Raw genomic sequence first — 25,875 nt, 5'->3', positions numbered from 1 at the left:
GTGAGGCGCGCAGTGGAGGCGTTTTTGGTAGGATTCCGACCAAAAACGCCTCCTCGGGGCTAAAACTTTTAACTATCTCAGCGGTTAGGTGAAAAAATCGCCTCAAATGCCTCCTCGGGGCTAATACTTTTAACTATTCCGGTGAGCGGGGCGAGAAGATCGCCTGCAATCAGCCAGACATCTACGCATTTGTCGTGTTGTTAAGCAGAAAAGATCTGCTTGCCTCCGAGATAGGTGGCAAGGCAGTGTGCTTGCTGAATTTCTTCAGGCTCACAGGTGAGAAAGTTTGTGTCCCATACCGCTAAGTCAGCAAGCATACGGGGTGCTAACAACCCTAACTCATGCGCACGGCCCACTGCCGCTGCGCTGCCATAGGTATACGCGCGCAAAGCATCTGCGTGACTGATGCAGTGTTCGGGATGCCAACCACCTTGGGGTAGGTGAGTTGTGGGCATCTGACGCGTGATGGCGCAATACAGCACGTCCTGACTGGTAGGGGGTACCACAGGTGAATCTGTACCAAATGCAAGAGTAGCACCTGCCTGTAGAAACGCCTCAAAAGGCCACATGCGGGCGGCGCGCTCAGATCCTAAGTCACGGTCGGGCTGAGACAGGTCGATGACCACATGCGGTGGTTGCACAGAGGCAACAACGTGTATCTTTGCAAAGCGGTCAAGATCTGCGGGTTGGATATCTTCAATATGTTCAAGCGTGTGGGCGCCTTGTTTTGGTTGACCATAAAGACGAGTTGCTTCCTCAAAAATATTGAGAGCTTCATGAACGGCTTGGTCGCCAATGGTATGAATGCGCACAGCATGGCCGTGGCTAGCCGCTGAAAGTACGAGCGAACGCATGCGCTCGGGTGCAACGGTAGGTCGTCCGACATCTCCTGAAAAATATGCATTGGTATAGGGCTCGCTGCACCAGGCGGTGTGCGCAGAGCTGACCCCGTCAAAGAATTGCTTGAAGCCGGGGGCTTGGAGCATGGTGCCTGTGAGTTCGCCCTGCATGTCCTCAAGGTTTGATTCGTTTTCAGTGAGAGTGGGGAAGAGATGCGCGCGAAGTGTGAGTTCATCCGCATTGAGGAGACGCTGGTAGATGTCAGGGCGAATGGAGTCTGCACCAGGGATAAGTGAAAGCGCCATATCACAAACTGAGGTGATACCCATGCTGGATAGGCGCTGAAAATAGCTGCGGTATACCTGCATGAGCGCCTCATCAGGCAGTAGTTCAACAAGGCGAGCGACATAGGCCATTCCAGCTGCTTCACGGAGAACTCCCGTGAGATGTCCCTGAGCATCACGATCAAAACTTCCACCCGCAGGTGGCTGAGTAGCATCGCTTATACCGAGCTCCGTCATGCCATACGAATTGAGCCAGAGCGTGTGAGCATCCCCTGAGTAAAGCGCGACAGGACGATCGGGAAAGGCCGCATCAAGGGAATGGCGCGTCGGTGCAGCAGTGGGGTCTGTCCAAAAGGATTGACGCCAACCATGCGTAAGTACCCAATCCTGCGTATCAGGCAGAGTTGTTGCAAAACTAACAAGATGTGCCACCTCGTCCGTTTCGCTTGTTCCAACATATTGATCAGCAAGCGTGGAGGGAAAAAGCGCAGAATGCAATACGTGTTGATGCGCATCATGAAAGCCTGGACAGATAAATTTTTCACCGTAATCAATGAGCTGAGTCTGAAAATCACAGAGCTCATCAGCCCGCTCATAGGGAAGCACTGCTGCGATGCTTCCCTGCGTGATGCCCAAAGCAAGTGCTTGTGTTTTGTTGGTTTTACCTGTAAAGACGTTTTTTGAACGAATAACTAGTTCGACTGCCATGTGACCTTCTTTTAACTAACCTGATGTCTATCGGTTTGAGTGGGATACTAAATTCCAAACGACACTTTAGCCATAGCGGCAAGCGATAGGGTGATTACGCGTTGCCGTAGAGGTGGATGGCATAAAAAAGACGGCCTCTGGCATTTGCCAGAGGCCGTTGGGGGCCACTAACTCATGAAACTTAAGAATTAGTTCTCGTTGCGCTTGCGCAAAACAGTTGCAGCTGCGGCAAGCAGACCACCAGCGAGAGCGAGTGCTGCTGCAGGAAGAGCAGTAGCAGCTACATCAGAGGTCTGAGGGAGAGCAGAGCGCTTCTTTACGACCTTGGTTTGGGCAATGTGCTTGGGCTGGGGCTTAGCCTCAGGCTTGGGCTCGGGCTTGGGATTGGGCTTGGGATTGGGCTCAGGATTGGGCTTGGGATCAGCCTTTTGAACCAAAACGGTTGCCTGGATAGCCTCGGGATCGGTGGCTTCAGAATCTTTTCCACTCTCATTTTGGACAGTGGTCCAAGTAAAAGGAAAAAGGATAGTATGGCCATGCAAAGTGGCAATGGCGCTCATCTGGCCTTTGACCGTGCCCTTAATGACAGACTTTTTACCCGGCTCTGCAGTTTCGGATACCTTAATGCCAGAAACTTTCGCGGTCATCTCAGAAGCGCAGGCCTTAACCGCAGTCTTCAAATCCGCGTAGGTTTTGATGGTATCGGCATTGAGTTTTACCTTGATAGTGAGTTTATTGCCCTCAAAAATGGGAGTACCATCAATTTCGAACTTACCAAAATGAATCAGCTCGATAGCATCAAGGTCAGTTTGAGTAAAGCTCAAATCCTCGCCTAGCTCCAAGGTAATCTCAAAGGTTGAGTTGACGTCGGAAAGCTGAATGGTACTAGTGTCACCGACGCCGTACTTCTTCTCAATCTTGTCCATCTGGCCAACAATCTTGTCTACAATAAGTTTGCCTGTGGCAGAAAAAGTGCTGCCCTGCTTTACCGTGTACGGTTTTGATGAGGTGGTATCACCGTTAATCAGCAAATCGCCATCAAGCGTTTCCTTTTCCTCGGGGGCGACAATGACCTCAGGAGTGGCTGCAGCGATGGTCTCAGGAGCTTCGGTGGCAGGAGTGGCCTCAGCCTCGGGGGTGGCAGTGGCCTCAGGAGTGGCTGCAGCGAAGGTCTCAGGAGCTTCGGCCTCAGCCTCGGGGGCGGCAGTGGCCTCGGGAGCTTCCTCAGCAGATGCTGCTACGGCGGTAGCAACAATTGCGTCATTATTGTTGGTAGGTGCGTCCTCTGCTGCATATGCATTTACCGCAACAAAGGGCGAAGCAAGTGCGCAGGACAGAGCGGCAGCAACGGCTGCCTTTGCAAGAGTTCCGGACTTTACGTTCATATGCACTTCTCCTTTTATTAGCTGTTTACGGGCTGGGGAATATCTAGGACAGATGTTCCCTGTAAACGGACTTAGCTATAATTCTACTAGAAAAACATAAAAAGTCATCCAACAAATCTTAATAATGGGGTTTTGCCATGACATATCCACGGCAGGTTGAATATCAACTTCAACCGAACTTTGTCGGCGCTTGGGTATTTGTGATGACAGGCAAGGCGGTATCATAGATACAGGCTCGCTATTGTTGCCCAAGGAGGACTCCATGCAGGACGGTTTTGTCAAGGTTGCAGCCCGTACGCCTGAGATTCGCGTTGCCGATGTTGCCTATAACACCAAAGCGATTCTCTCGGAGATTCGTGACGCCTATGAGCACAATGGAGCAAAAATTATCGTTTTGCCAGAGCTCTGTGTAACGGGCTATACGTGCGCGGATCTCTTCTGGCAGGACGCTCTGCTTGATGCAGCTGAGCGTGCGCTTAGCAAAATTGCCGAAGCCACAGCTGACTACGATGCCATTATCTTTTTTGGTGCGCCCCTGCGCAGCAATGCAAAACTTTATAACTGTGCAGTTGCCGTGAGCCATGGTGAGATTTTGGGCATCGTGCCAAAGCAAAATATTCCTAACTACAACGAATTTTACGAAGGCCGTTATTTTTCTGCTGGTTGTGAAGACGGGATGATTGTGGACCTGCCTTTTGCAGGAGAGTTTGGCATAGCTTTTGGTGCCAAGCAAATTTTTACTTGCGAATCGATGCCCGAGCTCAAAATTGCCGTGGAGATTTGTGAGGACCTCTGGGTGGCAAATCCCCCATCGACCAACCATGCTCTTGCTGGGGCAACAGTGATAGTAAATCTTTCAGCGAGTAATGCCATTGTTGGTAAGGCTGATTATCGTCGCGGACTTGTCACAAGCCAATCTGCACGTTTGCTAGCTGCCTATATTTATGCAAGTGCTGGGGAAGGTGAGTCAACCCAGGATGTGGTTTATTCTGGCCATGACATGATTGCCGAAAATGGCGTTTTGCTTGCTGAAAGTCTGCCTTTTGGTGATGGCTGTGCGGCAAGCGAGGTGGATATTTCTCTGCTTGCAGCTGAGCGCCGTCGTCAGTCTACCTTCCAGCCAAGTTATGCTTCTGAGCTTGAGGGGGGCTATGTGCATGTCGCCTTTACCTTGGAAAAGGCTGCAACTAAGCTTACGCGCTTTGTAGACCCCCATCCTTTTGTGCCAGACAATCCCGCAACGCGCGCTCAGCGTTGCGAAGACGTACTGTCGATTCAGGCACATGGCTTGGCTCGCCGCCTGACTCATACGCGCTCGACACATGCGGTGGTAGGCGTATCGGGTGGTCTGGATTCGACGCTTGCCTTGTTGGTGACGGCGCGCGCGTTTGATCTGGTGGGGCTTGACTGTGCGGGAATCATCGCGGTAACTATGCCTGGTTTTGGCACGACCGACCGCACGCATTCCAATGCGCAGGAGTTAGCAGATGCTTTGGGCTGTGAGCTGCGTGAAGTGTCCATCGCTGCAGCTGTGCGTCAGCATTTTGCCGATATTGGGCAGGATGAAACGGTACACGACGTGACTTACGAAAATGCCCAAGCGCGTGAACGTACACAGATTTTGATGGATATTGCCAACAAAGACGGCGGCTTGGTCATTGGGACGGGCGACCTATCCGAGCTGGCGCTGGGCTGGGCCACTTACAATGGTGACCACATGAGCATGTATGGTGTTAACGGTGGTGTGCCAAAGACGCTGGTGAGATACTTAGTTAACCATGTAGCGGATACCACGAGCTCAGCTGCGCTGTCGCGCGTCTTGCTTGACGTGCTCGATACACCAGTGTCGCCAGAGCTTCTACCTGCCTCAGTTGATGGCACAATTTCTCAGCGCACTGAGGATTTGGTGGGGCCCTATGAACTGCACGATTTCTTCTTGTATCAAGTGTTGAGGCGTGGCTTTGCTCCGCGCAAAGTGTTCCGTTTGGCATGCTATGCGCTCGGCGACAGTTATGATGCGGCGACCATAAAGATGTGGTTGAAGACGTTTTATCGGCGCTTCTTTGCGCAGCAGTTCAAGAGAAGCTGTTTGCCTGATGGGCCAAAGGTAGGCTCGGTGGCAGTAAGTCCTCGTGGCGATTTGCGTATGCCCTCCGATGCCCAGGCAAGCCTCTGGCTCGCCGAACTCGAGCATCTTGATGATTAGCCCGCTATAGCCCTATGCTCGTAGAGGTTTATCCCCCTCTCAGGCGCTTTGCTTGGCAAAATTGCACCATGCTGGAACCAAGCAGAGCAAGAGAGCTTGCTGCCTAAGCTCCACCGAACTTACCATAGAAGCACACTTAATAAACCTAAGTGTGGCAATAGCAGATTTTTTTCCAATTCCGTTGTTATATTTTGCATATCTGGGTATTATTCCTAGCGTTGGCAGTTAAGAAGGACGGGCTTGGCCCGCACCGCTTGCAAACAAGCGCCGCATGGCGCAGAAGGAGGTTTTAATCATGACATTGAAGCCGCTGGGTGATCGCATTCTCGTTAAGCCCGCTCCCAAGGAGGAGAAGACTTCCTCTGGTCTCTACATCAGCTCTGGCGCACAGGAAAAGCCTCAGCGCGGTCAGGTTATTGCTGTAGGCGAGGGTAAGCGCGACCAGAATGGCAATCGTATCCCCGTAGATGTCCAGAAGGGCGACGAGGTGTACTACGGCAAGTTTGGTGGTAACGACGTCAAAATTGATGGCGAGGACTTCCTGCTGCTCCGTGCAGATGATATCTACGCCATTATTAGCGAGTAAGTAGCTCGTTTACTAGCCGCTTTGCTGACAAGCAGCGCAAAACTTTTTGATTGAGTATTCCTACAAGGAGGAAAACAATGGCAAAGGATATTACCTTCGGCACCGATGCGCGTGCCAAGCTCGCCAAGGGTGTTAACACTCTTGCCGATGCAGTTACTACAACCCTTGGCCCTAAGGGTCGCTATGTTGCACTTCAGCGTAGCTACGGTGCCCCCACCATTACCAACGACGGCGTTTCTGTTGCCAAGGAGATTGAGCTTAAGGACCCCGTTGAGAACATGGGTGCTCAGCTGGTAAAAGAAGTTGCTACCAAGACTAATGACACGGTTGGTGACGGTACTACCACCGCAACTTTGCTTGCACAGGTTATCGTTAATGAGGGCCTTCGCAATGTGGCAGCTGGTGCAAATCCCATCGCTATTCGTCGTGGTATTGACAAGGCAGTTGCAGCCGCTGTTGAGGAGATGAAGGGTTCTGCGCAGGACGTCTCCACCAAAAAGCAGATTGCTTCCGTTGGTACCATTTCTGCTGGCGACCCCCAGATTGGTGCCAAGATTGCCGACGCAATGGACGTTGTCGGCAAGGATGGTGTTATCACAGTTGACGAGTCTCAGACCTTTGGCATTGATATTGACACTGTTGAGGGTATGCAGTTTGACAAGGGCTACATCTCTCCGTACTTTGCAACTGAGCAGGACACCATGACCGCTGAGCTGCAAAATCCCTACATTCTGCTGACCGACCAGAAGATTTCTAACGTTCAGGACGTTATGCCTATTCTTGAGGCAGTTGCCAAGTCTGGTAGTCCTTTGCTGCTTATTGCTGAGGACGTTGACGGTGAAGCTCTGGCATCGTTGATTCTCAACAAGATTCGTGGTGCTCTCCAGGTTGCAGCTGTCAAGGCTCCTGGCTACGGTGATCGTCGTAAGCGCATGATTGAGGACATTGCTGTGCTTACGGGCGGCCAGGTCGCTATGAAGGAGCTCGGCGTCACCCTTTCTGATGTGACTGCTGAGATGCTCGGCCGCGCTAAGTCCGTCAAGATTACCAAGGACAACACCACTATCGTTGGTGGTTCTGGCTCCAAGGAAGCCATTGACGAGCGTGTTGCTCAGATTAAAAACGAAATTGAGAACACCACTTCTGATTTTGACCGCGAGAAGCTTCAGGAGCGTCTGGCCAAGCTTTCCGGTGGTGTTGCCGTTATCAAGGTTGGCGCTGCTACCGAAGTTGAGCTCAAAGAGGTCAAGCACCGCATTGAGGACGCGCTTCAGGCCACTCGTGCCGCTGTTGAGGAGGGTATTGTCGCAGGTGGCGGCGTTGCTTTCCTGCAGGCAACCAAGGTTCTGGATAGCGTTGAGACCGTAGATGCTGACGAGCAGATCGGTGTAGACATCATTCGCAAGGCGCTTGCGGCTCCCGTACGCACCATTGCTTCCAATGCTGGCTTTGAGGGTTCTGTTGTGGTCGAGAAGATCAAGTCACTGCCCGATGGCGAGGGTCTTGACTCTGCAAACGGCACCTATGGCAACATGGTTGAGATGGGCGTCCTTGACCCTGTTAAGGTTACTCGCACCACGCTGCAAAACGCAGCTTCTGTTGCGTCCCTGATTCTCATCACTGAGGCTACCGTCTCTGATGAACCCAAGGACACCTCTATTGAGGAAGCCATTTCTCGCGCCGCGGCAGCTGGCGGCCAGGGTGGCGGCATGTACTAAGCCACTAGGCGAGATGCAATCGCCTAAGCGGTTCATAATTGTTCGTAGTACCGAGCAATGAGTGAGTCCCTTCACCTGAGCTGCGCCTTCGAATCTTTGACGTATGGCCTGCGTCTTTTAGATTCGGGGCGCAGTTTTTATTGTCGAAAGGACGTGTTATATGGCGTCTTGTGTGTCGCAACCGGCTCCGCTTTGCTTTGCCTGCATGCCTTGCGATGTTTTGCTTAACCAGAGGACAGGTTAATTTTTTAGATAACAGCTTTGTCGGATAAGCACAACATCCAAGTGAAGTGAGGTAAGCTACCGTTAGAGCGTGAAATAATACCGTTTGTACGGGATTGCTGCTAACTTGCGTGTAGGTGTGGCGGGGATAGGGGTGCTGCATTGTGAGTCGGCGCTACAATCTCGCCTCATGGATACGCCTAGAGAAGAAGGAGAAAACATGGAACTTCACGAGCGCATTGATCACACCAATCTAAAGGCCAACGCAACGCAGGCAGATCTTGCCAAGCTTTGCGATGAGGCTATGGAGTATAAGTTTGCCACCGTTTCTATCAACGGTTGCTGGACCAAGTTTGCGGTTGAGCGCCTGGGTGATTCTGGCGTAGGTGTTACCACCTGCATTGGCTTTCCTCTGGGTGCTGCCACTACCGCAGGCAAGGCCGCTGAAGCGCGCCAAGCAGTGCTGGATGGTACTACCGAGATCGACATGGTTATCAACGTGGGCAAACTCATTGATGGCGATGACGAGTACGTTATCAATGATATTGCTGAGGTGGTCAAGGCCGCCGAAGGTCATCCTGTCAAGGTTATTCTTGAGTGCTGCCTGCTTAACCACGATCAAATTGTTCGTGCTTGCCAGGACTGCGTTAAGGCTGGTGCTGCCTTTGTCAAGACAAGCACTGGCTTTAGCACTGGTGGCGCTACCATCGAGGATGTGCGCCTGATGCGCGAGACCGTAGGCAATGCCTGTAAGATCAAGGCCGCTGGCGGTATCCACAATCAAAAAGAGGCTTTGGCCATGGTCGAAGCTGGCGCTGATCGTCTGGGTACAAGCGCAAGCATCGCAATCGTAAGCTAAGTTCTCGCTAGTCTGATTCTGCACCCAAGTGGGCTCGTAAGCTTTTACTGTCGAGTGTTACGCGTGTTGCGCCTCGTGCGCGAGCGTGATAGGCAGCAGCTATAAGTCCTGCTTGGGTGCATTTTTGCCGAAAATCCCTGGATCTATCCCCAGATAATGCTGGTAAACAAAGCATCTTGGAATTCTTTTAAAGGTGGCAGAGGACCTCCTACCCAGACCAGCTGCGCTTCTTCGTCTTGGCTCAAGCAGAACAAGCTGTCGTGTGCCATCTCTGCGTGTAAAAAACGTTGGAAGCTGATTCTATCCCGCGCGCTATCATGGATTCACTTATATCTATGCCATTACGTTTGTAAAAGGCGGCAAGTTGAGGGTACGGTGACTAGATGAAGAAGAGGGTCTTTATTGTTGTGCTGGATAGCTTTGGCATTGGCGAAGAGCCTGATGCTCCAGAGTACGGTGACGAGGGCAGCAATACTCTTTGCGCCTGCGCAACCAGCCCCTACTTCGCTATGCCCAATCTTCAAAAACTCGGTCTATTCAACATCGACGGCGCACTTGATTCAGCCTATGACGCAGATCTAAAGCCTGTCGAGGCACCTACCGGCGCATTTGGTCGCCTGCGTGAGGCTTCCCAGGGCAAGGACACTACGGTTGGTCACTGGGAGCTTGCAGGTGTTATTTCACCTAATCCCTTCCCCACCTATCCCGATGGTTTTCCCGCAGAGATTATTGAGGAGTTTGAGCGCCAGACTGGGCGCAAAGTGCTTTGCAACAAGCCCTATTCTGGCACCGATGTTATTCGTGACTATGGTCGTGAGATGGTTGAGACCGGCTCACTGATTGTCTACACCTCTGCTGATAGCGTCTTCCAGATTGCTGCACACGAAGACGTTGTTTCCTGTGAGCAGCTCTATGAGTATTGTCGCATTGCGCGCAAGATTTTGACGGGCAAGCATGCGGTTGCTCGTGTTATTGCTCGTCCTTTTATTGGTGAGGAAGGCTCCTACACCAGAACCTCGCGTCGCCACGACTTCTCGCTGGAGCCTACGGGCGAGACTATGCTCGATGCTCTGACCAAGGCGGGCGTTGACGTTATCTCCGTTGGCAAGATTTATGACATTTTTGCTCAACGTGGTATCAAAGAGTCCATCCCCACTACGGGCAACCCTGAGGGTATCGACCGCACTATCGAGCTGCTTGATCGCGACTTTGAGGGTCTTTGTTTTGTTAATCTTGTCGATACCGACATGATTTATGGGCATCGTAATGATGTTGATGGGTATGCCAAGGCGTTGGCTTATTTTGATGAGCACATACCGACCATTTTGGGGAAACTTCGCAAAGGTGATCTCTTTATGGTGGCTGCCGATCACGGCTGCGATCCTGTAACACCTTCGACTGATCATTCTCGCGAATATGTACCTTGGGTTATTGCCGGCCCTCAGGTGCGTCCTGGTGCCAACTTAGGTACCAGTACTACGTTTGCTGATGTTTCTGCCACGGTTCTTGACTACCTTGGCGTCCCTGTTCTTGAAAATGGCATGTCTCGTTTGAACGATATCTTGGAGGTTGCTGATAATGCCTAACGTACCGACTCCGCACAATGCTGCCCTTGAGGGCCAGATTGCAAAGACCGTTCTTATGCCAGGCGATCCCCTACGCGCGCAGTATGTGGCAGAACACTATCTGGAGAATGTGACCTGCTTTAATACCGTCCGTAATATGTTGGGCTTTACGGGCACCTACCAGGGCCAGCCTGTCTCAGTTATGGGTGGTGGCATGGGTATGCCTTCCGTAGGCATTTATACCTATGAGCTTTTTAATTTCTACGAGGTTGATCAGATTATTCGCATTGGTAGTGCAGGTGGTCTTGCTGAGGGCGTGCAGCTTCGTGACTTGGTGATTGGCATGGGTGCCTGCACCGATTCTAACTATGCAGCACAGTTCAATATGCCAGGCACCTATGCTCCTCTTGCTGACTACGATTTGCTCCGTCGTGCTGTTAACAAGGCTGAGGAGCTGGGCGTTCCTACGCGCGTTGGTAACATACTATCCACTGATGTCTTCTACAATGCAGACCCCACGGTTAACGAGCGTTGGGCATCCATGGGCGTTTTGGCTGTTGAGATGGAAGCAGTAGCTCTCTATCTGAATGCTGCCTATGCAAAGAAGCGCGCACTCTGCTTGCTTACGGTCTCTGACCTGCCTTTGTCTGGCGAGGCACTGTCTGCCAAGGAGAGGCAGACCAGCTTTACACAGATGATGGAAGTCGCCCTCGCTTTAGCTATTCCTGAGAACTAACGGCTTACAACAGCTGGGCTAATCGGTTAGCTGTGTTTAGACATCTGACCTGCGATGCGCAGCCAGCTTATGGCAATGTTGCCCTATGTATTGACCCTCATCGTTTTGGTTCTCTTCGTTGCCTGGAATCAGCTGTTGGACTTGCTTAGAAATCCTTACCCGTCTCGGCCACTCAGGCGGGGCGGGTATTTGTTTGGGAGGCATCAGATGGACAAGCAGGCTTTAGTGAAAGAAGCCATTGTTGCGCGTGAAAGGGCCTATATGCCGTATTCACATTTTGCGGTAGGGGCGGCACTGCTGGGTGCTGATGGCAGTGTATGGCATGGCTGCAATATTGAAAATGCATCCTATACCCCTACTAACTGTGCAGAGCGCACTGCCTTTTTCAAAGCGCTCAGCGAGGGTTGCACTGCGTTTTCAGCCATAGCTATTGTGGGTGGAGCAGCGGGCATGCCCATTAGCGATTGGTGTGCGCCCTGTGGTGTGTGTCGTCAGGTCATGCGTGAGTTTTGTGACCCCGAGACTTTTGAGATTGTACTTGCTCGCTCTGAGAGTGACATCAAAACATATCTATTAAAAGAATTATTGCCGCTGGGTTTTGGACCTCAAGATCTCAAGGTAGCAGCGCAGATGGAGGAGAATGTCCAATGAGAATGTACGACATTATTGAGACCAAGCGCAATGGTGGAGAGCTCACTGACGAGCAGATTAAGTTTTTTGTTCAGGGGTATGTGTCGGGCGATATCCCTGACTATCAGGCATCTGCGTTGTGTATGGCTATTTATTTTTGCGGCATGACAGCTCGTGAGACTGCAACGTTGACCATGGAAATGGTGGCTTCAGGAGATGTCGTTGACCTCTCTGTTATCCCCGGTATTAAGGTGGATAAGCATTCTACCGGTGGCGTTGGTGACAAGACTTCGCTGGTCATTGCGCCTCTTGTGGCATCCCTTGGTGTTAAGACTGCCAAAATGAGTGGTCGAGGCTTGGGCCATACGGGTGGCACCCTAGACAAGTTGGAGTCTATTCCTGGTCTTTCGACCTCGGTTGAGCGTGACCGCTTCGTTGAGATCGTGAGCAAAGTGGGTGTGGCCATCATTGGGCAGACAGGCAATTTGGTGCCTGCGGACAAGAAACTCTATGCCCTGCGCGACGTTACCGCAACGGTTGATAGCTTGCCGCTTATTGCTTCAAGCATTATGAGCAAAAAGATCGCTGCTGGTTCTGACAAGATTTTGCTCGACGTTAAATGCGGTAGCGGTGCCTTTATGAAGACTGTTGATGATGCCATTGCGCTGGCACAGGCTATGGTCGAGATTGGTGAGCATGTGGGTCGTACCACTGTTGCCATGATTACCGATATGGGCCGGCCTTTGGGTAATTGCATCGGTAATGCTCTTGAAGTTGCCGAAGCTGCCGCAACGCTGCAGGGCAAGGGTCCCAAAGACCTTAGCGATATCTGCATCGAGCTGGCAGGCAACATGCTCTACCTTGCGGGTAAGGGTGAGATGGATGATTGTCGCGCATTGGCACGTCAACAGATTGCCAATGGCTGTGGCTTGGCAAAGCTCAAGGATATGGTCGCAGCTCAGGGTGGCGATGCAGCACTGCTTGACAATCCCTTTGAGCAGCTCATTGAGCCCCGCGCCAAGCGTGAGGTTCTTGCTCAGGAGGCAGGCTATCTCTTTGCCATGGATACCGAGCGTTGTGGCATTGCGTCTGTTGCGTTGGGTGCAGGTCGTGCCAAGAAGGAAGATCCTATCGACTACTCCGCAGGTATTGTTTTGGGCAAGAAGAGCGGGGACGCAATCGTTCAAGGTGATGTGTTGGCAACGCTGTATGCAGCAACAGAACAGCTTTGTGATGAAGGCGAGCGCATCTTCCGCTCTGCTTTGGATATTCGCCCTGATCGTCCCAAAGCAATCCCTCTCTTCCATGCACGCGTGACCCGCGATGGTGTTGAGCGTCTGGACGCCTAGACTTTTCAAATGGAGATGCGATGGTGCTTGTTTATGAGCGCATCTCTTGGTCCTGATTTTGCTGCACGAGCGATGTCCAACGTGCGCTCTCAAGTTAGTGGTTGCAGGGGTGGTTTTGGTTGCATTGGGTGGCATCCTTATTGGGCTAACCAAAGGCTAAGCGCTCCTGGCCGCTCTTACTTCCGCTACGCTGCTACAATAACTCTTTGGCATACGCTATGCGAGAGGGGGAGTGGCATGGCTAAAGAGCGCGACATGATCGATGAAATCATCGATTTGCAAGATAATTTTTTGGCGGTTCGCAATCCTTTGGGCAATGTTGCCAATCAGCTGATGGGCGATCCTGATGCGATTCCTCATTACAACCCCGCTGACTACAAGGACAAACCGCGTATAAGCTTGCCCTCTTGCCTGCGTTCGACTTCTGATGGTCAGGATGTGTGTGATCGCTGCGCTCGCGTGTGTCCTGTTGCAGCCATTACCTATGACGGCAAGAAGGTCATTATTGAGGATAACTGCCGCAAGTGCGGGCTTTGTATTGCTGCATGTCCCACTGAAGCATTTATTGCTCGCCGTCAGATGGCGCGCAATTTATACGATGAAATTGCTCGAGTGGCAAGTACCTATGATGATTGCTATATAACCTGTACCCGTGCCTTGGGGCGCCTGCCCAAAGACAATGAAGTTTTGCTTCCCTGCGTGGGGGTTATGCCTTCGGAATTGTGGTTTTCTTTACTTGCAGAGTACTCCAATATCAGCGTCTATCTACCGCTAGGTATTTGCGATCGCTGTCGTACGGTTACGGGCGAAGAGTATTATTCCGAAGCGATTGCAGAAGGCGAAGGGCATTCAATTTTTAGTGTGGGGCTTGAGGTTGATGAAACCAATATGACCCATGAGCAAAGCCGTGCATTCAAACGTCGTCAGTTTATGAGCAGCATGGCTCAGGCGGGTACCACGCTCGTTACCGCTGGTAATCCTGCGGTTTCGGGGGTACAGGCGGTGGCCAACCGTATCAAGGCGCATAGCAATCAGATTAATACCCTACAGCGCACACTTGAGCAGGTCACGGGTATGAAAAATGAAGAGCTACGTCGCCGTCAGCTTACTCAAAAGCGCAAATTGGTGTTGTCAACGCTACAATCTCATCCCAAACTTGCTGACAGAATGGTTTGGGAAGTTCCCGCCTGCGACGCATCGCGTTGTACGGTTTGTGGTGACTGCGTCAAGCTTTGTCCTGTTCGTGCATGCAGTTTGGATGCAACGGGGCATTTCTCAGTAGAGCCTACCTATTGTGTTAACTGCGGTGCGTGCGCACAGGCGTGTCCAGAGCATGCCCTAGAGATGAAACGCATTAACTCGCGTAAGATGATTGTGCCAGATCCTGCTGCCGAACAAGTGGCAAAACAGCGGGCACAGATTCAAGCTGTCAAAAAGAAGAGTAAAAAGATGTTAAAGACGGGACTTTCTGCGCTTGAGACGTTTGCAGACGAGTTGAGCAAGCCAGAATAGCTTAGATTAATCGCATGGGTCTGACAAAGACCATACAAGGAGCGTGTCCGCACAGGCGGGCAAAAAGACAAGGAGTACGAGCATGGCCCTATCTATCGGCATCGTGGGATTGCCCAACGTCGGTAAGTCAACTCTTTTTACCGCTTTGACCAAGAAGGGTGGCCTTGCAGCAAATTATCCCTTTGCAACTATCGACCCGAACGTCGGCATTGTCGATGTACCCGACGAGCGGTTACAAAAACTAGCAGATATCGTGCACCCAGCACGTATTGTGCCAGCAACCGTTGAGTTTGTTGATATTGCAGGGTTGGTCAAAGGTGCAAACGCAGGTGAGGGATTGGGCAACCAGTTTCTTTCCAACATTCGCAATACCGATGCTATTTGCGAGGTCGTACGGTATTTCTCTGATCCCGATGTCGTACATGTAGACGGCCGTGTTGACCCTGCCTCTGATGCAGAAACTATTCAGACAGAGCTTATCTTGGCCGACCTGGGGACGCTTGAGCGCGCTATTCCCAAGCTTGAGAAAGAAGCAAAGCGCGATAAAGATAAGGCTTGCAACCTTGCTATTGCAAAGCGTCTGCAAGAGTGGCTTGGTGAGGGCAAGCGTGCGGCCGACCTTGATATGAGCGATGAGGAGCGTGCCGCAGCGCACGACCTGTTTTTGCTTTCAATGAAGCCCATGCTTTATGTGGCAAACGTCGATGAGGACAAGGTTGCTGAGACGCCTGCCCCTATCAATGGGCAGACTCCTATTCCCATCTGTGCTGAGGTAGAAGCAGAGCTTGCCGAGCTTGATGAGGCAGAAGCTGCTGAATACCTGGAGTCATTGGGTCTGCAGCACAGCGGACTGGAGACGTTGGCTCAGGCAGCATATCGCCTGTTGGGACTGCAGAGCTATTTCACTGCTGGTGAGAAGGAAGTGAAAGCATGGACCGTACGCATTGGTGCTACGGCTCCTGAGGCTGCTGGCGTTATCCATTCCGACTTTGAGCGCGGTTTTATCAAAGCGCGCACGATTAGCTTTGACGATTATGTTGCCTTGGGCGGTGAAGCCGGCGCTCGCGAGGCAGGCCGTATGCGCATGGAAGGCAAAGATTACGTCGTCCAAGATGGTGACGTAATGGAATTCATGTTTAACGTCTAGGCGCTGAGCTCTCAACACAGACCTTATCTGGCATGTATGTATACAAAAAGTGCAGTACCGCAAGGTACCGCACTTTTCTTGATGGTGTCTTGCTTGCGTCTGGAGGCTAGTCGCCTTTGCCCATCTTTGCGGCAATGCCTGCGGTATCGTCGTAGCTATTGCCGTCGTAAGGGCTCAGTCCCTGGTCAACACGTTCCATCATGTGTTTCCATGCTTCAACATCCAAAATCTCATACCAGGTGCCTGTTGAATCATCAGAGGTGGTGGGGGTCATACCACCCATCACATTTTTGTCTACATCAAGACTGGACATTGAGGTAGCTAGACCCAGGATAGAGTTGACATTCATATCGGTAGTAACCATATCGGCCATGCTTGAAATCGCAGCAGTCATGGTGCCTGGGTCGCTGCGCAAGACTTTTTTAACTACAGCTCCAATGACCATGCGCTGGTTGGCGGCGCGATAACGGTCACCATCGCCATATTCGTCATAGGCATGACGTGCGCGACACAAAAGCGTTGCTTCTTTACCGTTGATGTGCTGATGCCCTTTTTTAAGGTCAATACCGGTGTACTCGGAATCTTTGACATCGACGGGCAAATCAACGTCGATGCCTCCAACAGTGTCTACAACCTTTGCCAGGCCATCCATGTCAACTTCGGCGTAGTGTGAAATCTTGACGCCTGCAAGCTTCTCTATGGTCTTAATGGAGTAGGGAGCACCACCAAAGGTAAAGGCAGCATTAATCTTTTGTTGACCATATTCATCTAAATCAACAAGAATATCGCGGTGAATCGACACCAAGGTCACTTTAATTTCTTTGGGGTCAACGCGCGCGAGCATAATGGAGTCAGAGCGATAGCTGCTATCAGAGGGACCGTACTCAGTACCATTTGCGCGGTCCTGGTCTTTGTCGATACCCAAAAGAAGAATATAGAAAGGCTCACCATCTTGTACCTCGGTAAGAGCTTTTAAGGTATCTTGACTCACGCCGCGAGCAAGACGGGAGTTAATACCATTGATATAAGCCCACGCAACGCCAACAAAGGCAAAAAGCGAAACGACAAGCGTCACTGCAACAACAGCAAAAACGTGATGACGTGTCCTTTTGTGCCGTTTTTTCATATACTTGGCGGTGGCATCAGATCGTGAATACTCCTGCCCCGTGCCTGAATCATCAAGCTGCTTGTGTTTGCGAGACAAAACAGCCCCCCATTTCGCTGGTCCGAGCGTCTGCGCGTAAAAAACCTTTAATGCAGACAAAGCGCGCAAAGCCTAACCACGTAATGGTATCAGCAGACGCATATCCCCTCACGATGAACATATATATTACGTTCTTGCTCCATGGTAAACACTCTCAATAGCCCTATTATGTGCAGATGGAAATAATTGCGTCCGTGGATGACGTGTCGAAATGGAGGAAGTATGGCAAACAACAAGCCTCAACAGTGGGTTGCGGTGCTGGACTTTGGCGCTCAGTATGGTCAGCTCATTGCGCGTCGGGTGCGTGATTTGCAGGTGTATTCGGAAATTGTTCCCTGCGATATTCCCGCTTCTGAGCTTGCTGATATGAAGCCTTCAGCAATTATTTTGTCCGGTGGTCCTGCTTCTGTTTATGCTGAAGACGCACCAGATATGGACGGAGCAATTTTTGAGCTTGGGGTTCCTGTACTGGGCTTTTGCTACGGCGAGCAGGTCATGGCAGTCAAGCTGGGCGGTGAAGTTGGACATGCGGATACAGGCGAGTATGGCCCGGCGCTGTTGTTGCGGGATGGTCGCTCGGCGATTCTTGCAGATACGCCGGTGGATGGTCAGACCGTGTGGATGAGTCACCGTGATCGCGTGGTTCGTGCGCCAGAGGGCTTTGAGGTGACGGCCCACACAGATGTCTGTCCTGTGGCGATGATGGAATGTCCTGAGCGCAAGCTCTACGCTATGCAGTTTCATCCCGAGGTGCGGCACACCGAGTATGGACGCCAGATGCTTGAGAATTTTCTCTTTAGTGTGTGTGGCTTAGCTGCAGATTGGACAATGAACAATATTGTTGAGCAAAAAGTTGATCAGATTCGCGCTGCGGTAGGCAAGCGTAAGGTTATTTTGGCGCTTTCTGGTGGAGTAGACTCCTCGGTGGTAGCAGCGCTGGTGCATCGTGCTATTGGAGATCAGCTGACCTGCGTTTTTGTAAACCATGGCATGCTGCGCAAAGGCGAGCCAGAAATGGTCGAGCAGGTCTTTCGCAAGCAGTTCAATGTGCCGCTGGTACATGTACATGCCGAGCAGCGCTATGCGGATCTGCTTGCTGGCGTCACTGAGCCAGAAGAAAAGCGTCGCTTGATTGGTACCGAGTTCTGGAAAGTCTTTTTCGACGAGGCCAAGAAAATTGGCGATGTCGAGATGCTGGCGCAGGGCACGATTTATCCCGACATTATCGAGAGTGGTGCGCGCAAGACGGGAGGGAAGGCAAGTACTATCAAGAGTCACCACAATCTGATTCCGTTCCCTGAAGGTGTGCATTTTGATTTGATTGAGCCCCTCGATCACTTCTTTAAGGATGAAGTACGTGAGTTGGGCATGAGCTTGGGGCTGCCAGAGGATATGGTGTATCGTCAACCTTTCCCAGGCCCTGGATTGGCGATTCGCATTATTGGCGAAGTAACACCCGAAAAGCTGGATATTCTGCGCGATGCCGACGCTATTGTGCGCGAGGAGCTAGATGCGTACAATGCACATCTTTTTGAAAAGACAGGCGAGAGGAATAGCGAGCATAGCTGCTGGCAATATTTTGCCGTGCTGCCTGATATTAAGAGTGTTGGTGTGATGGGAGATGAGCGCACCTATGCGCGTCCTGTGATTGTACGTGCAGTAGAATCAAGCGATGCGATGACGGCCGACTGGGCCAAGCTGCCCTATGAGGTGTTAGGGCGTATCAGTGGGCGTATTGTAGGCGAGGTTGCTGGCGTGAATCGTGTTGTATATGATGTCACGCCCAAGCCACCCGCGACGATTGAGTGGGAGTAGGCTGATAGGGTTCTGACCTGCACTTTTGAGTGCCGCACTGTGCCGCTGAGTTTCGTTTCGTACGAGAGTCATGGCAAAGCCGCCAGCGACGGCGGTGAGTAAATACGGTAATCTGGCCTCCGTTCCCGCGTTGGGACGGAGGCTTTTTCTTTGCCGTTTTACTCCCTTTCACCTGCGATTTCGCGATTTACTCCCCGTATTTCAAGACGACAAGGCACGGGGCGGTATTCGGAGGAACGGGAGTAAAGATTTATCCCGAATGAGTAGACGCGCGATTTTTGTCCCCGAGAACGAAACGAGGCCGTTTCGGGGCCCGTGAAACTCAAATCGAACTCAACGGGCGTTTTTACGGTCTCCGTACGGCGTTTCCCCAGGTGGTTAATGGGGAGTAAAGAATCTCGCCGCCTCAATGAAAACGGGAGTAATCAGGGGAAATGCCGCAGTGTACTGCCGTGTGCCGCCATGTAAGCCACCGCGTCATTTACTCCCCATTTACGCTTGAAATGCCTTTGCATGCAATGGGGAGTAAAAACTCAGCTTACGCAGGAGCGAGCGGAGCTCACCGCCTAGCCTGGCGTCCTGATTCGGTTGCGTTGATTGCGAAATGCGGGGAGCCGTTACAGCAAGGCTTTCCAGTCCTCGTACTCGTCGGCGTCGATCTCGCCGTTCTCGAGCCGTGCGCGCTTCTCTGCCCACAACTCGATCGCCATCGCGGCTTTGGGCGCGTGCGGCGCCTTGGGGTTCAGGGAGAGGCCCGAACCGTCGGCTGAGGGAACTATGCCGAAGGAGTCTTCGAGCCGCACGAGCAGCGACATGAGGTCGCCTGCGGTCTCGACGCCGTAATCCTTGAGGGCGTTGACGGACACGCCGAGCGCTGCGGCGATGGACTCGAGCAGCTCGGGCTTGTCCATCAGCAAATCCTATCAGCGGCTCAAGGGCAAGGACGTGATTACCACTCCTAAGACGAAAAAGAGCAACCGTGTCATTAAGATGCCCAAATTCCTCTGTGGAGAGATGGAGGACTACTTAAAGATGTTTTACAGCACCGGGGCAAATGAACGGATTTTCCCTGTCAGCAAGCACTATCTCCACCATGAAATGGACAGAGGTGCGAAAGCGGCGGGAGTGAAGCGGATCAGAATTCACGACCTCCGACATTCACACATTTCCCTGCTGATTGATATGGGCTTCACCGCCCTGGCAATCGCTGACCGGGTGGGGCATGAGAGTATCGATATCACCTACCGCTACGCCCATCTGTTTCCTACAAGGCAGACGGAGATGGCGGACAAACTGGACTTTGAAAGGATGGGAACGTAACCATGTCACTGAAAAACCGAGACAACAAAAATCGCTGGAGGAACAAGACCGTGGCCTTCCGGGTGTCCCCGGAGGAAGATGAACAGATCGAGGCCGCTGTGCGGCTCTCCGGCCTGACAAAGCAGGACTACATCACAAGACGCCTCCTGTGCCGGGACGTAGTGGTACAGGGTAATCCCAAGGTCTACAAAGCCCTGCGTGACCAGCTTGCCGCCGTTCTGGACGAACTGCGGCGGGCCGAGGACGGGGCTGGCGTGGACGATGAACTGCTGGACACCATTCAGATGATCGCCGCTATCATGGGCGGCATGAAGGAGGATTGATAGATTGATGGATTCCAGAGAAACGAAAAGGACTGTCCCGGTTCCGTCTGTTGGCGCAGACGGGGAACAGCTCATTTCACAAACACCTACCGCAAGTATAACAGAGGAAACGACAGAAAACAATCCCCCTGAAAAAAATTATGCGGAACTGCTGCGGAAAATGCAGCGCATGAACGACCCGGCGTATCTCCCCACGATTTCCATGAACGAGTTGTACGAGAACGTCTATCAGAGCAGACCGCCCGTCATTGACGGTCTGCTCTATCCGGGGACGTACCTCTTTGCGGGAGCGCCCAAGGTAGGCAAGTCGTTTCTGATGGCCCAGCTTGCCTACCACGTCAGCATGGGCCTCCCCCTGTGGGACTATCCCGTTCACAAGGGGACTGTCCTCTATCTGGCGCTGGAGGACGATCACCGTCGCTTGCAGGAGCGGCTTTACCGGATGTTCGGCATGGACGGCACCAACGACCTCCTCTTTTCCATCTGCGCAAAGCAGGTCGGCAACGGGCTGGAGGAACAGCTAAAGCGATTCGTGCAGGAACACCCAGACACCAAACTGATTATCATTGACACCCTTCAGAAGATTCGGGAGGCTGGCGGGGATAAGTACAGCTACGCCAACGATTATGAGGTGGTAGGAAAGCTGAAACGCCTTGCTGACGCTTGCGGCGTCTGCCTCCTACTGGTACATCACACTCGGAAGCAGCAGGCCGACGACAAGTTTGATATGATCTCCGGCACCAACGGCCTGTCGGGGGCAGCAGACGGGGCCTTTCTTCTTCAGAAGGAGAAGCGGACGGACGGCACCGCCACCTTGGATGTGGTAGGACGTGACCAGCAAGACCAGCGGCTCTATCTCATTAAGGACAAGGAACACCTGACATGGACACTGGAGCGGATGGAAACGGAGTTGTGGGTAGAACCCCCGACCCGGTGCTGGAGGCCGTAGCCGCCTTTATCACGGCGGAGAGGCCGTCCTGGGGCGGTACGGCCACGGAGTTGGCGGCAGCCCTGCAAGTGGATATGAAGCCCAATGCCCTGGCGATGCGGCTGAACGTCCGGGCCGGGAAACTGGCAACGGACTATCATATCCGCTATGAGAACACCCGCACCCACGCCGGGAGAAGTATCAGCCTGACCCTGGATCCTCCCCAAGCGTGACGACCGTGACGGCTGTGACGGCTTTTTTGAGAGCGGGGGCGGTGTCCAAAACATCGTCACGGTCGTCACGGCTGTCACGGGGAGCGGGGTCAAATGTCAAGGGGGCATACCTGTGGGTGGAGATTGCCGCAAGGCAATACAACCCGAACCCCTTGATATTTGGCCCACGGAGGACACTTGCCGGGTGGTGGAAAGGCTGTGCCTTTCCACCTGCCCAACGGCGAGTGGAAAAGTTTAGGCGGGGTGCAGGGCGCCCTTTTCAAAGGGCGGCCCTGCTGGGGGAGGCAACCGCAGTTGCCGGGGGCAAAGCCCCCGCACCCCCTCGGAGAGCCCACGGCACTTTCGCACCAACGGGGCGAAAGTGTCATAGTGGGTTATTACACTTCCCGCAGGAAGTGCCTTCCCCGAACCCCCGTCCATTTTCAACAACCAAACATCTGAAATGGGAGGATTTTTGCCTATGGCGAGAGGCGACGGCATTGACCGCACCAACGCAAGAAATATGAGGCTGACCGCTGCTAAAATCGGCAACACCCAGCAGCACAACGAACGCGAGAAGGATTCCTATGTCAACCAGGACATTGTACCAGAGCGGACGTCGCTCAATGTCCATTTCAAGGTCCCATCCGCAGGGTATCAGGAGATGTTCTCCCAAATGGAGGCCGATGGTGTGATCTCCACCCGTGGCATTAAGGCGGACGCATTTCGATACGGTGAGTTGGTCTTTGATGTGAACTCCGCCTACTTCTACAATCACGGCGGCTATGACTTCGCAAAACAATTATACACCGACGCATACAAATCCGCAATCAAAATCGTAGGTGGAGAGCAGTATATTTTGTCGGCGGTCATGCACGCCGACGAACGCAACCGGGCTATGTCCGAGGCGCTGGGAGAGGACGTGTACCACTACCACCTCCATGTGGTCTATATCCCGGTGGTGGAGAAGGAGATACGATGGACAAAGCGGTGCAAGGACAAATCCCTGGTGGGCAAGGTCAAAGAAACCGTTATGCAGGTCAGCATGAGCAAAAAGTGGGCATCCCAGCCCGCAGTAGACGAGGCCACCGGGGAGCCATTACGAACAGCAAAGGGCAAGCCTGTGCTGAGAAAGTCGTACAGCGTCTTGCAGGATGATTTCTTTCAGCAGATGCGCTCCGCTGGCTACACGGACTTGGAGCGTGGAGAGCGTGGCAGTTCCGAGGAACATCTGACGGTCACGCAGTTCAAGGTGAAGTGTGAACAGGAGCGGCTTGCACAGCTTCAGGAGGCGGCTGTGCTGGCCCAGGCCGAGGTTGACCGAAGGAACAGGGAGGCGGCAGCTGCCGAAAAGGAAGCGGCCCAGGCCAAGGCCAAACTAAACGATGTGGCCCACATGCTGAAAGGCATGGAGAAGCTGGCGGAGGAATTTTCCAGCGACCCGGAACAGGTCTTGCCAGAAGCGGGACCGCTGGAATCGGCCAGGGCCTACCGGGAGAAAAAGGCCAAGCCCTTATGGGCGAAGATCGTCAAGGTGCTGCGGTCTGTCTACCGGGCCTACTGCGACCTCAAATCCAAATTTGAGCGGCTGCAAGCGGACTATGGCCGGGAGGTCAGCAAAAATAGTTCCTTATCAGAAAGGATTTACGAGGTCTGCGCCGAGAGGGACAGTCTAAAGGGAAAGGTCAGGGACTATGAGCGGGTCAGGCGGGCCATTGGCCCGGAACAGGCGGACAGAATATTAGAGGCCGCTTACCAGCAGGAACAGGCTGAAAAGGAACGGAAACGGGACGCAAGGCAAAAAGCAAGATTAGGCGCACGATAATCACCAAAAACGGAGGGTGTTCCAGTGAATGCCCTCCTGATTTATTTGGGGAATCGGGTAAAATAATTTCTTGTTTTTTAGAGTGTACTATGATATACTGCTATTATCTTGATTTGAGGAGTCTACCAAATATGCGGCAAGGTATTCTTAAATAAAATTTGATAATGGGCGCAAAAATGATTGCCCCTTGCAGGGGCTTAGTTTTTGTACCCAATTTAAGAATACTTTTGCCTTTTTAGTAAATATCGTGACGGACAGCGGCTCATGTAAGCCGTCATACTTCTGTTTGTCCGAAGTCATGATCCCCAGCGGTAAAAGTATTAGCCGCTGGGGATTTTTGCGCCCATTTGGGCCTTGTATGGAGGATAGACATGAACATTATCAATATCGGGATTCTTGCCCATGTAGACGCTGGAAAGACAACCTTGACGGAGAGCCTGCTATATGCCAGCGGAGCCATTTCAGAACCGGGGAGCGTCGAAAAAGGGACAACGAGGACGGACACCATGCTTTTGGAGCGGCAGCGTGGGATTACCATTCAAGCGGCAGTCACTTCCTTCCAGTGGCACAGATGTAAAGTCAACATTGTGGATACGCCCGGCCACATGGATTTTTTGGCGGAGGTGTACCGCTCTTTGGCTGTTTTAGATGGGGCCATCTTGGTGATCTCCGCTAAAGATGGTGTGCAGGCCCAGACCCGTATTCTGTTCCATGCCCTGCGGAAAATGGACATTCCCACCGTTATCTTTATCAATAAGATCGACCAGGCTGGCGTTGATTTGCAGGGCGTGTATCAGTCTGTTCGGGATAAGCTCTCCGCCGATATTATCATCAAGCAGACGGTGTCGCTGTCCCCGGAAATAGTCCTGGAGGAAAATACCGACATAGAAGCATGGGATGCGGTCATCGAAAATAACGATGAATTATTGGAAAAGTATATCGCAGGAGAACCAATCAGCCGGGAAGAACTTGCGCAGGAGGAACAGCGGCGGGTTCAAGACGCCTCCCTGTTCCCGGTCTATCATGGCAGCGCCAAAAAGGGCCTTGGCATTCAACCGTTGATGGATGCGGTGACAGGGCTGTTCCAACCGATTGGGGAACAGGGGAGCGACGCCCTATGCGGCAGCGTTTTCAAGGTGGAGTATACAGATTGTGGCCAGCGGCTCATCTATTTGCGGCTATACAGCGGAACGCTGCGCCTGCGGGATACGGTGGCTCTGGCCGGGAGAGAAAAGCTGAAAATCACAGAGATGCGTATTCCATCCAAAGGGGAAATTGTTCGGACAGACACCGCTTATCCGGGTGAAATTGTTATCCTTCCCAGCGACAGCGTGAGGTTAAACGATGTATTAGGGGACCCAACCCGGCTCCCTCGTAAAAGGTGGCGTGAGGACCCCCTCCCCATGCTGCGGACGTCGATTGCGCCGAAAACGGCAGCGCAAAGAGAACGGCTGCTGGACGCTCTTACGCAACTTGCGGATACTGACCCGCTTTTGCGCTGCGAGGTGGATTCCATCACCCATGAGATCATTCTTTCTTTTTTGGGCCGGGTGCAGTTGGAGGTCGTTTCCGCTTTGCTGTCGGAAAAATACAAGCTTGAAACAGTGGTAAAGGAACCCACCGTCATTTATATGGAGCGGCCGCTCAAAGCAGCCAGCCACACCATCCATATCGAGGTGCCGCCCAACCCGTTTTGGGCATCCATCGGACTGTCTGTTACACCACTCCCGCTTGGCTCCGGTGTACAATACGAGAGCCGGGTTTCGCTGGGATACTTGAACCAGAGTTTTCAAAACGCTGTCAGGGATGGTATCCGTTACGGGCTGGAGCAGGGCTTGTTCGGCTGGAACGTAACGGACTGTAAGATTTGCTTTGAATACGGGCTTTATTACAGTCCGGTCAGCACGCCGGCGGACTTCCGCTCATTGGCCCCGATTGTATTGGAACAGGCATTGAAGGAATCAGGGACGCAACTGCTGGAACCTTATCTCTCCTTCACCCTCTATGCGCCCCGGGAATACCTTTCCAGGGCTTATCATGATGCACCGAAATACTGTGCCACCATCGAAACGGTCCAGGTAAAAAAGGATGAAGTTGTCTTTACTGGCGAGATTCCCGCCCGCTGTATACAGGCATACCGTACTGATCTGGCCTTTTACACCAACGGGCGGAGCGTATGCCTGACGGAACTGAAAGGGTATCAGGCCGCTGTCGGCGAGCCGGTCATCCAGCCCCGCCGTCCAAACAGCCGCCTGGACAAGGTGCGCCATATGTTCAGTAAGATTACTTGATACACCACAGCAAAGAAGGTTACAGAATTATGTAGAGCTCCACATAATTCTGTTGCATTTTCCAGCCTCTTGTGATACTATTTTGATACTAAGAAAATTGACAGCCGAAAATAGCAGGTAAAATATTAGCAAATTTGCGAATATTTTACCTGTAAATTCAAGAGAAATACTTCCTCATATACTTGAATTTGTCGAGTGGGAGTAGGACGA

The 25,875-nt window shown here is 52.4% G+C and carries 20 protein-coding genes; 16 read left to right on the top strand and 4 right to left on the bottom strand.

Translation table 11 applies throughout. The features are described 5' to 3' along the window. Positions 1-200: 200 nt before the first annotated feature. Positions 201-1,832 (bottom strand): amidohydrolase, encoded by a 1,632-nt coding sequence (locus BN4314_RS03115; protein WP_068539754.1) that lies wholly within the window; start codon positions 1,830-1,832, stop codon positions 201-203. A 188-nt stretch (positions 1,833-2,020) separates the two neighbouring features. Continuing rightward, positions 2,021-3,217, bottom strand: a complete 1,197-nt coding sequence (locus BN4314_RS08080) for a hypothetical protein (protein ID WP_068539752.1) — start codon at positions 3,215-3,217, stop codon at positions 2,021-2,023. Between the two features lie 262 nt (positions 3,218-3,479). On the opposite strand from BN4314_RS08080, the gene BN4314_RS03105 reads away from it, so the two are divergent. The 10 genes from BN4314_RS03105 (at position 3,480) to ychF (ending at position 15,747) form a co-directional block, all read left to right on the top strand. Continuing rightward, the gene (locus BN4314_RS03105) at positions 3,480-5,423 is read left to right on the top strand and encodes an NAD(+) synthase (RefSeq protein WP_068539750.1); all 1,944 of its coding nucleotides are present in this window, start codon (positions 3,480-3,482) and stop codon (positions 5,421-5,423) included. A gap of 295 nt (positions 5,424-5,718) precedes the next feature. Beyond that, positions 5,719-6,009, top strand: coding sequence for a co-chaperone GroES (locus BN4314_RS03100; protein WP_021734481.1), 291 nt, complete (start codon positions 5,719-5,721; stop codon positions 6,007-6,009). A gap of 77 nt (positions 6,010-6,086) precedes the next feature. After that, positions 6,087-7,727 carry a chaperonin GroEL gene (gene groL / locus BN4314_RS03095; RefSeq protein ID WP_068539748.1) on the top strand — a complete coding sequence of 547 codons (1,641 nt, stop codon included), beginning with the start codon at positions 6,087-6,089 and terminating at the stop codon, positions 7,725-7,727. 442 nt (positions 7,728-8,169) lie between these two features. Continuing rightward, entirely contained in the window at positions 8,170-8,808 is a 639-nt protein-coding gene (deoC, locus tag BN4314_RS03090; protein ID WP_021734765.1) for a deoxyribose-phosphate aldolase, read from the top strand. A 383-nt stretch (positions 8,809-9,191) separates the two neighbouring features. Continuing rightward, positions 9,192-10,394, top strand: a complete 1,203-nt coding sequence (locus BN4314_RS03085; protein WP_068539747.1) for a phosphopentomutase — start codon at positions 9,192-9,194, stop codon at positions 10,392-10,394. Beyond that, positions 10,387-11,109, top strand: a complete 723-nt coding sequence (deoD, locus tag BN4314_RS03080) for a purine-nucleoside phosphorylase (protein ID WP_068539745.1) — start codon at positions 10,387-10,389, stop codon at positions 11,107-11,109. Before BN4314_RS03085 ends, deoD begins: the two co-directional genes overlap by 8 nt. A gap of 207 nt (positions 11,110-11,316) precedes the next feature. Further along, the gene (locus tag BN4314_RS03075; RefSeq protein ID WP_068539742.1) at positions 11,317-11,760 is read left to right on the top strand and encodes a cytidine deaminase; all 444 of its coding nucleotides are present in this window, start codon (positions 11,317-11,319) and stop codon (positions 11,758-11,760) included. Further along, complete coding sequence (locus BN4314_RS03070; protein ID WP_187369538.1) at positions 11,757-13,088, top strand: pyrimidine-nucleoside phosphorylase; 1,332 nt, start codon at positions 11,757-11,759, stop codon at positions 13,086-13,088. The genes BN4314_RS03075 and BN4314_RS03070 overlap by 4 nt, the downstream gene beginning before the upstream one ends. A gap of 237 nt (positions 13,089-13,325) precedes the next feature. Beyond that, a complete protein-coding gene (locus BN4314_RS03065) occupies positions 13,326-14,600 on the top strand; it encodes a 4Fe-4S binding protein (RefSeq protein ID WP_068539737.1) in 1,275 nt (424 codons plus the stop codon). An 82-nt stretch (positions 14,601-14,682) separates the two neighbouring features. Then, positions 14,683-15,747, top strand: coding sequence for a redox-regulated ATPase YchF (gene ychF / locus BN4314_RS03060; RefSeq protein ID WP_068539735.1), 1,065 nt, complete (start codon positions 14,683-14,685; stop codon positions 15,745-15,747). A gap of 106 nt (positions 15,748-15,853) precedes the next feature. Here ychF and BN4314_RS03055 read toward each other — a convergent pair whose 3' ends face one another. Beyond that, complete coding sequence (locus BN4314_RS03055; protein WP_068539733.1) at positions 15,854-16,951, bottom strand: LCP family protein; 1,098 nt, start codon at positions 16,949-16,951, stop codon at positions 15,854-15,856. Between the two features lie 222 nt (positions 16,952-17,173). Here BN4314_RS03055 and guaA point away from each other — a divergent pair, with 222 nt between their 5' ends. Then, complete coding sequence (gene guaA / locus BN4314_RS03050; RefSeq protein ID WP_068539732.1) at positions 17,174-18,766, top strand: glutamine-hydrolyzing GMP synthase; 1,593 nt, start codon at positions 17,174-17,176, stop codon at positions 18,764-18,766. Between the two features lie 617 nt (positions 18,767-19,383). Here guaA and BN4314_RS03045 read toward each other — a convergent pair. Beyond that, positions 19,384-19,677, bottom strand: coding sequence for an XRE family transcriptional regulator (locus BN4314_RS03045; RefSeq protein WP_068539730.1), 294 nt, complete (start codon positions 19,675-19,677; stop codon positions 19,384-19,386). Between BN4314_RS03045 and BN4314_RS03040 the strand changes: the two genes are divergently transcribed. From BN4314_RS03040 to tet(W), 5 genes are all read left to right on the top strand, one after another. Then, positions 19,670-20,086: a site-specific integrase gene (locus BN4314_RS03040; protein WP_227791403.1), complete on the top strand. Its 417-nt coding sequence runs from the start codon at positions 19,670-19,672 to the stop codon at positions 20,084-20,086. The genes BN4314_RS03045 and BN4314_RS03040 overlap by 8 nt on opposite strands. Before the next feature lie 2 nt (positions 20,087-20,088). Next, positions 20,089-20,409 carry a plasmid mobilization protein gene (locus BN4314_RS03035; RefSeq protein WP_052792090.1) on the top strand — a complete coding sequence of 107 codons (321 nt, stop codon included), beginning with the start codon at positions 20,089-20,091 and terminating at the stop codon, positions 20,407-20,409. A 7-nt stretch (positions 20,410-20,416) separates the two neighbouring features. After that, complete coding sequence (locus BN4314_RS03030; protein WP_232309709.1) at positions 20,417-21,358, top strand: helicase RepA family protein; 942 nt, start codon at positions 20,417-20,419, stop codon at positions 21,356-21,358. Between the two features lie 672 nt (positions 21,359-22,030). Continuing rightward, on the top strand, positions 22,031-23,374 hold the full coding sequence (locus tag BN4314_RS03025; RefSeq protein WP_068539728.1) for a plasmid recombination protein: 1,344 nt from the start codon (positions 22,031-22,033) through the stop codon (positions 23,372-23,374). A gap of 371 nt (positions 23,375-23,745) precedes the next feature. Then, on the top strand, positions 23,746-25,665 hold the full coding sequence (tet(W), locus tag BN4314_RS03020; RefSeq protein ID WP_068539726.1) for a tetracycline resistance ribosomal protection protein Tet(W): 1,920 nt from the start codon (positions 23,746-23,748) through the stop codon (positions 25,663-25,665). Positions 25,666-25,875 lie beyond the last annotated feature (210 nt).

This window comes from Olegusella massiliensis, assembly GCF_900078545.1.
Lineage (GTDB): Bacteria > Actinomycetota > Coriobacteriia > Coriobacteriales > Atopobiaceae > Olegusella > Olegusella massiliensis.
Note: the sequence above shows the minus strand (reverse complement) of the source record. Positions and strands in the feature narration are given on the sequence as shown.

Excerpts from the sequence above, each read along its gene's own strand:
- deoC (WP_021734765.1), top strand. The coding sequence starts at position 8,170 with ATGGAACTTCACGAGCGCATTGATCACACCAATCTAAAGGCCAACGCA.
- BN4314_RS08080 (WP_068539752.1), bottom strand. The coding sequence starts at position 3,217 with ATGAACGTAAAGTCCGGAACTCTTGCAAAGGCAGCCGTTGCTGCCGCT.
- groL (WP_068539748.1), top strand. The coding sequence starts at position 6,087 with ATGGCAAAGGATATTACCTTCGGCACCGATGCGCGTGCCAAGCTCGCC.
- BN4314_RS03025 (WP_068539728.1), top strand. The coding sequence starts at position 22,031 with ATGGCGAGAGGCGACGGCATTGACCGCACCAACGCAAGAAATATGAGG.
- guaA (WP_068539732.1), top strand. The coding sequence starts at position 17,174 with ATGGCAAACAACAAGCCTCAACAGTGGGTTGCGGTGCTGGACTTTGGC.
- BN4314_RS03075 (WP_068539742.1), top strand. The coding sequence starts at position 11,317 with ATGGACAAGCAGGCTTTAGTGAAAGAAGCCATTGTTGCGCGTGAAAGG.
- ychF (WP_068539735.1), top strand. The coding sequence starts at position 14,683 with ATGGCCCTATCTATCGGCATCGTGGGATTGCCCAACGTCGGTAAGTCA.
- BN4314_RS03030 (WP_232309709.1), top strand. The coding sequence starts at position 20,417 with ATGGATTCCAGAGAAACGAAAAGGACTGTCCCGGTTCCGTCTGTTGGC.
- BN4314_RS03065 (WP_068539737.1), top strand. The coding sequence starts at position 13,326 with ATGGCTAAAGAGCGCGACATGATCGATGAAATCATCGATTTGCAAGAT.
- deoD (WP_068539745.1), top strand. The coding sequence starts at position 10,387 with ATGCCTAACGTACCGACTCCGCACAATGCTGCCCTTGAGGGCCAGATT.
- BN4314_RS03105 (WP_068539750.1), top strand. The coding sequence starts at position 3,480 with ATGCAGGACGGTTTTGTCAAGGTTGCAGCCCGTACGCCTGAGATTCGC.
- BN4314_RS03070 (WP_187369538.1), top strand. The coding sequence starts at position 11,757 with ATGAGAATGTACGACATTATTGAGACCAAGCGCAATGGTGGAGAGCTC.
- BN4314_RS03115 (WP_068539754.1), bottom strand. The coding sequence starts at position 1,832 with ATGGCAGTCGAACTAGTTATTCGTTCAAAAAACGTCTTTACAGGTAAA.
- BN4314_RS03035 (WP_052792090.1), top strand. The coding sequence starts at position 20,089 with ATGTCACTGAAAAACCGAGACAACAAAAATCGCTGGAGGAACAAGACC.
- BN4314_RS03045 (WP_068539730.1), bottom strand. The coding sequence starts at position 19,677 with ATGGACAAGCCCGAGCTGCTCGAGTCCATCGCCGCAGCGCTCGGCGTG.
- BN4314_RS03100 (WP_021734481.1), top strand. The coding sequence starts at position 5,719 with ATGACATTGAAGCCGCTGGGTGATCGCATTCTCGTTAAGCCCGCTCCC.
- BN4314_RS03085 (WP_068539747.1), top strand. The coding sequence starts at position 9,192 with ATGAAGAAGAGGGTCTTTATTGTTGTGCTGGATAGCTTTGGCATTGGC.